A 6,361-nucleotide genomic window follows, 5' to 3' on the forward strand; every position below is an offset into this window, starting at 1 on the left:
TACCAATTTCGCCACGTCCCCGATGGCTGTGTATACTATAGGGATCAATTTCACCTGACAAGCTCTTTTTAAGAAAAAACCACTCGTTTGATTAAATAAAAAACAATATACAATTTATTGTATTTTTCTCATGCAATTTCAGTAAGTAAGGCCTGTTTTACGGCTTTGAAATCAGACAATCTATCCTGTGAGTGCTTTCGAAGCATATTTTGTAACAGGCTTTGCAAAGCTTGATATTGTGCAGGAAGCTCAGGTTTAAAATGCTGACAATGCAATAATGCCCAATCTTGATAATCTGTCGCTTCTAAACGTTGCCCTGTAAGCCACTCATAAAAAATGATACCCAGCGCATAAACTTCGCTCTGTAGCGACTTGGCTTGCCCTTGGAACAATTCGGGCGCCATATAACGTGGTGTAGCGTTCATTGCTTGGTTTAAAGAATTGATTGGCTGAACTTGCTCAAAATCGATCAAACAGACCCATTTCTGATAAATAACAAAATGCTCTCGTTTGAGATCAGCATGCAGATACCCGAGTTCTTGTAAGCTTATCAACGGTTCTAATGCTCGTAGCATATGCTGACGAATTTCTTGAATCGAGAACAGCTTAGGACATATATCAAAATGTGCTGGCGCATTAGGTAAGATCAAAGCCAGATTGAAAGATTCATCTCCAATCTGAAATGGCTTTCGAATAATTTGATGCGGAAGCATGAAAGTCCGCCCTTCTTGCTCACCATAAGCTTCATAAAAGTCCAGCTCATGACTTAAGCCAGTTTGGGCATACCGAGAAATAGCCGTTGAATCCAGATTCTGGGTTTTTAACCAAAGTGCTGACGCGGTCTCAGGATTAACTTCTAGATAATAAAGACGGCGACCAAAACCCAGACTTCGGGCTTTGGTCTTAAGCTGGAAATCAAGCTGATGCAGTTTGGCGGGGTTAAGTAACAATATATTCTTGCTTGGTATCTGGTGCATGCTGGTAATTTAGCAGTTCCAGACAATGCTGAATAGTTTTACCTACCCGCTCCTGAGTTTCAATCAGGGAGATTTTTGGCCAGGTCGCCCGCTCACCTTCACGTTGCAACACCTTGAACAAATGCGGACGAGGATTTTGCAGCATATAGCTATAATGACGCAGGCTATATTTACCAACGATATTTACATCACCATAATAACGTTGATCCACTACGCCATAACCATGATCCAGCAAACGGCGGACTGGCGGCAAACTGCCCGCATGCTCACGGGCAAAATCCATAATCCCTTTGGTAAATACCACACTCTGACGGCGTACAATGCGTTTCGGCCAGCTTAAAGTCCCTTTACGGAAGCGTGAAATATCATCCTGCATAAAAGGCACAATGTGCGGATTGGCCTGACTGGCGATGGTGTAATTAATATTGTACAGCCGCGCCATTTTCTCCTGCGGAAAATCACTACGGACACTACCATCTACCCAGCGTGTTGCGCCCATATAAGGCGTATATTGACCATCATGGCGTTTACTGGTGAGACGTACCGGTGGGAACAGAATCGGCACGGCACAAGATGCCAGTACCGCACTCCAGACCAGTACATCTGGAGAGGTATAAGCATTCATGATCCGGGCATCCTGCGCAGCATCATAAGGTGCGACTGCAATATTGATATGTAGACCGGAAGTTTTTAATGCTTCTTCAAAAGTCATATCGCCCAAGTTTTCAATCAGGAATTTTTTCAGGTATTTAACATCCGCCAGACCACCATTGCCCTTTATTAATTCACTCATGGTACGGAAATGAAAAGCTTCATGGAAAAAGTTATGGCCTTTTAAAATATCTACATACTGCGCAGGTTTGGAAACGCCCAACATTGCGGTCATAATTGCACCAGCACTGGAACCCGACATCACTCGAGGTAACAGATCCTGTTCCATTAGCGCCTTACATACACCGGTATGAAATAAGCCGAGTGTTGCACCGCCCGAGAACATTAAAGCGGGCTGACCATAAGCACGTTGGCAGTGCTCAAAATATTCAATTTTCTCTTCAAGAGTCAGACAGGTACATTGTGCAGAAGCAATATAAGCCAAGCCCAGACTGACTTCTTCTACATAATCCTCAATAATTTTTTTAGTGCCGACATAAGTGACGGTAAACAATAAAGGATGGGCGATATTGGCAATATCGTAACTTAGCCCTTCACGCAGGATATACATCAGGTCACGAGTACGTTTCTGCTGACGGTAACGTCTTAATTTCCCCAGTCGATGCGCAATCACTTCAGCATCAAAATACGGTGAACTATTATCCAGTTTCCATTCTTGTGCCCCAGATTCTTCATCGATCTTTAATGCAATATATTTCCATTCTTCGTAAGTTTCAGCCTGCTGCAATTGCTGCTTCAGCTTTTTGATACGATAGGCCTGATGTGGATTGATATCCTGAGTAAAATCTTTAAACAGCATCTGCCCTCTTCCCTATATTGTAATTTTCAGACATCCTGCAGCCATGAACAAAAAACAGGCATCTATTTTCTTTGTACTACAATAACGAAAATTCACCACTTTAAGCAAATTATCACACTTTCCAGACTTTGACTGTGAATTTTACAGTGATAGTATTCTAGCCATAATTGTAAAAGTACTGCTCAAATCATGGCGAAAATTGATTTACCTGACAATATCTTAAATGCTCTTTCCACTGTTCTTCTCCAGCTCCAGCAAAGTCTGCCTGAATTAAAACAAAGTCCTGATTTTTCTGCTTATGCCTATAAATGGCAGGCTGGAGAACTCAAACCCATTCACCAGCTCAAACAGATTGAACTGGCAGATTTAAAAGGTATTGAGCGACAAAAAGAAAAAGTCATTCAGAATACTTTGCAGTTTCTAAAAGGATTACCTGCCAATGATGTCTTACTGACTGGCTCTCGCGGTACAGGCAAATCTTCGATTGTGCGTGCCTTGTTGACTGAATATGCAGATCAGGGTCTACGCCTGATCGAAATTGAACGCGATGATTTGTCAGATCTTCCACAAATTCAGCAACTGATCGCCGGTCGTCCGGAAAAGTTTATCGTCTATTGTGATGACCTGGCCTTCAATGCGGAAGATGAAAACTATCGCAGTCTGAAAAGTGTGCTAGATGGTTCATTACAGTCCGGTTCAAGTAATTTTGTGATCTATGCGACCAGTAACCGTCGTCATCTATTACCGGAATTCATGCATGAAAATACCCCGGTGACCAAAGTAGATGTACCGCAATATACCGAGTTACATCCACAGGAAGCGATTGAAGAGAAAATTTCCCTGTCGGATCGTTTTGGTTTATGGCTGTCGTTCTACCCAATGGATCAAAACCTGTATCTGGAAATTGTCGAGCATTATCTGAAAAAGGCAGATATGCAACTGACAGTTGAAGCCCGTGCTGAAGCATTACGCTGGTGCCAGGCACGTGGACAACGCTCAGGTCGCGCAGCCTATCAGTTCTCTAAGCACTGGATTGGTTCGCAGCAGTTGAATTCTCTGTAAATTCTTTCCCAAAATAAAAAAGCTCCTTGATGGAGCTTTTTTATAAGGTTAATCCTTATTTTTTATTGCCAATAATCGTAGACCACAGTAGGTCATCCAGCTCACTGCCATTGAAATAGACAGTTGCTTTTAAGGATTCAGGCTGATTCTGTTTGACCTCAATCACCTGATCATAACTATCAGTAATTTTAAGCACACCCTCTTTTGGCAGATGCTTATAATTATTCAACACCGTTTCGTCCATCTTGAACGGTGTAGTCGTATTAAAATCAAAACTATAACGGTAATCCGCCAAATTGGGTTGACCAATAATGCTGCCGCTGCTGGTTAAGGTACGAATACCATTACTGCCACTACCATAGTCATCTACAAGGCTATAGTTGTAATTACGCACCAGCAGATATTCCTTGCTCAGCTCATCATACTCAGCGCCAGATTTGCCTGCATTCTTGTCTTCTGCTACTCGCTGAAATTCCAGACGGTCAATTTTATAGCTTTCCAATGCACCTAGATTGTTTTTGCTTTTGGTATGAACAATCGTACCTGAAATCAGATAATCATCCTTTAAATTAAAATCAACATTAGAACTATAACGTACATTGCTAAAGGTCAAGGTCGTAGTATCACCATTGACTGTCTGGGTAATGGTTGAATCTTTGCGATAGGTTTTATCCAGAACAATACAGTTATTTTTATCTGTTTTTAATTTAAAGGTTTTCACCGCGCCATTGGTATTCACTTCAGAACAGATCAGATTCGGATATTTGATGCTGTTCACACCCAAATTATAAATCTTGATAATACGGCTCGTGCGTCCATAAGGATAATCCGCAAAAACTTCACCAATCATATGACCTAACGCAACGTTATAGTCCGTATCATTACTGGTGCTATTGTTAATTTTGTCGCGGATTTTATCGATGATATCGCGATCCTCAAAAGGAATAAATTCTTCTGAAAGTTCAGGAGAAATACTCTCCTCTGGAACATTTGGTGGTGTAGTCACTGTAGGGTTATCTGAACTACCTCCACTGCCACCACATGCTGTAAGCAAGCCTGAAACCAACACAAGCCCAAAGAATGACATCTGCTTTTTCATAAAATTTTATTCCCTAGAATTTCTTTGCATTTTTATTCAATGAGAATGAAAGATGGGCGTATTAAAACTGCACAACACAAACCCACTACCTGTCGATGATATTTTTTCTGGACAGTATTTCTTACACTCTGATCGTGCTTTATCTTTTAATAAACTAAGGATCAACTCTGTAATTTTAATTTATATTTCATACAACAATGGTCATTAAAAAAATAAGATGTTACTTCTAGAGCAAGGTCTTATTAGTTCTCATAACTAACTCTTAGAAAACAACCTAGATAACGCATATTTTCTTTGCAACAATACTTATGAAATTTGTAACTAATGGGTTAAAAAGTCGAAAAATTATCTTTTGAATGGCTTGGTTTAAAGAAAAATTTAGGTTATGTCTAAACAATTAAATTTTGAATAAAACCTAAAAAAATAAGAATAAAAGGAAATTAATTACTTTCATTTATTGTGGGCTTAAAATTTGGCAGCTCATGGCTGAATATTCTCAGACACCTCCTTAAAAATATTAAAAATCAAAAACATTTAAACAGACTTTTTCCAGCGCTTGTACTCAAACATATTTTTGTCTGCTTGCCACTGTGCCTCAACTAAGCCAGTCGTTGGATGACGCATCGCCATACCAAATGCAGCTTCAATTTTTGCTTCTGCAAAGGCTTCAATCAAACGATCGAGCAAACGCTCAGCGCCCGCTTTATCATTTTCTATGCTCAGGATTACGAATTCATCACCACCGATACGCGCCACAATATCATTGCTACGTACATTTTCCTGAAGGACTTGTGCTGTATGCTGAATTAATTGATCCCCTTCCTTGTGCCCCAGACTATCATTCACTTTTTTCAGATCATTCAAGTCTATAAATAAGATCGCAGCCGGATGACCGTACTGTTTACAACGTTCTTCTTCTGCCTGTAACAGTTTCTCCCAGGCACGACGGTTATATAACCCAGTCAATTCATCTTTACTGGCTTGTTGCTGTAGCAGTTCTTGCTGACGGATTTGCTCGTTCTGACGCAACTCAGCTTGTAAGATTGAGCTCAAAAGCTTGCTAAATAACTCGACCATCGCCAGATCCTGAATGATGGCATCTGACTTGGCTTCAGGATCAACCGCACATAATGTCCCAAATAGACTGCCATCTTCTTTAAAAAGTGGTTGACCAATATAGGATTTGATGCAGAAATGCTGATTAATGGGCGCAGTCGCATATAAAGGAATTTCTTCAGAGCGGGGTGCGATTCTTGGTCCCTTGCCTGCGACCATATGGCAGCAGAAAGAATTGGCCCATTCAAATACCTGACCTGGCTGGACAGCATAGCCATGATCTTCGCTTTGCAGCACAATCCAGTCATTGTCTTCTACCCGGGTGATCATCCATAAATTAAAGCCAAAATGCTGATGCAGATATTTTAAAACTGCCTGCCCCGCATCCTGAAAGTCTTTAAAACTGATATTATCCATCCGAAATAGTCTCTGCATCATTCCGCATATAATAGAGAGGGATTTCTATATTATTAAACTATTTTACGGTATCAATACGAAAACACTTACTGTGGTAGAGTTAAAATAATTAATTTATTAATATTATTTGTTGAATATTTCTACTCTACAAAAGCAATCCAATAAAAAAAGAGGCTTAACGCCCCTTTTCTTCATCCTGAATCTTTAAATTAAGCTTCTGCTGGATTTGTTAATTCTGTCATTGGCCAACGTGGCGTTGTGGTCACAGCCAAGCCATCT

5 protein-coding genes are annotated in these 6,361 nt (G+C 40.5%); 1 reads left to right on the forward strand and 4 read right to left on the reverse strand.

The features are described from left to right. Nucleotides 1-128: 128 nt before the first annotated feature. Nucleotides 129-950, reverse strand: a complete 822-nt coding sequence (locus B4J23_RS06675) for a protein kinase domain-containing protein (RefSeq protein ID WP_125279546.1) — start codon at nt 948-950, stop codon at nt 129-131. Next, nucleotides 940-2,448, reverse strand: coding sequence for a DUF3336 domain-containing protein (locus B4J23_RS06680; RefSeq protein ID WP_208462065.1), 1,509 nt, complete (start codon nt 2,446-2,448; stop codon nt 940-942). Before B4J23_RS06680 ends, B4J23_RS06675 begins: the two co-directional genes overlap by 11 nt. A gap of 189 nt (nt 2,449-2,637) precedes the next feature. Here B4J23_RS06680 and B4J23_RS06685 point away from each other — a divergent pair, with 189 nt between their 5' ends. Then, a complete protein-coding gene (locus tag B4J23_RS06685; protein WP_125279224.1) occupies nt 2,638-3,510 on the forward strand; it encodes an ATP-binding protein in 873 nt (290 codons plus the stop codon). Between the two features lie 55 nt (nt 3,511-3,565). Here B4J23_RS06685 and B4J23_RS06690 read toward each other — a convergent pair whose 3' ends face one another. After that, on the reverse strand, nt 3,566-4,609 hold the full coding sequence (locus B4J23_RS06690) for a hypothetical protein (RefSeq protein WP_291359479.1): 1,044 nt from the start codon (nt 4,607-4,609) through the stop codon (nt 3,566-3,568). Between the two features lie 534 nt (nt 4,610-5,143). Beyond that, a complete protein-coding gene (locus tag B4J23_RS06695) occupies nt 5,144-6,082 on the reverse strand; it encodes a sensor domain-containing diguanylate cyclase (protein WP_125279226.1) in 939 nt (312 codons plus the stop codon). Nucleotides 6,083-6,361: the final 279 nt, after the last annotated feature.

The organism is Acinetobacter sp. UBA3025 (assembly GCF_002367915.1).
Classification (GTDB): Bacteria; Pseudomonadota; Gammaproteobacteria; order Pseudomonadales; family Moraxellaceae; genus Acinetobacter.